The sequence below is a fragment of the Methylobacterium mesophilicum genome (assembly GCF_022179445.1).
Taxonomy (GTDB): Bacteria; Pseudomonadota; Alphaproteobacteria; order Rhizobiales; family Beijerinckiaceae; genus Methylobacterium; species Methylobacterium mesophilicum.
This window is the reverse complement of record NZ_BPQU01000117.1, coordinates 1-274: the sequence shown is the minus strand read 5'-3', so window position 1 is coordinate 274 and position 274 is coordinate 1. Positions and strand designations below refer to the sequence as shown.

Below are 274 nucleotides of genomic sequence, written 5' to 3'. Positions count from 1 at the left end.
GTCGCCCTGGAACTCCGCCTCCCCTTCCCAGACCACCTCCGCCGTCGTCTCTTTGATGGTGAGGTCCCCGACCACCTGAATGGGCACCTTGCCTTGCCGGGGCAGGGGGTTCGGGAGGCCCCTCACCTCCTTGGGCCGGAAGGTGGCGAAGGGATAGCGGTCCGTCTCTAGGGTTCTTTGGCGCAGGTAGTTGTCCCGCCGGGCCTGGTCGCTTTTGAGCTCCCTCAGGTCCACCACGAACTCCCCGCTTACCCGGCCGTCTTGCAGCCGGACC

The 274-nt window shown here is 66.8% G+C and carries 1 protein-coding gene; it reads right to left on the bottom strand.

The features are described 5' to 3' along the window. Positions 1-267, bottom strand: a 267-nt coding sequence (locus MFF40_RS29170; RefSeq protein ID WP_283206125.1) for a YceI family protein, incomplete at its 3' end; no start/stop codon positions are given. Positions 268-274 lie beyond the last annotated feature (7 nt).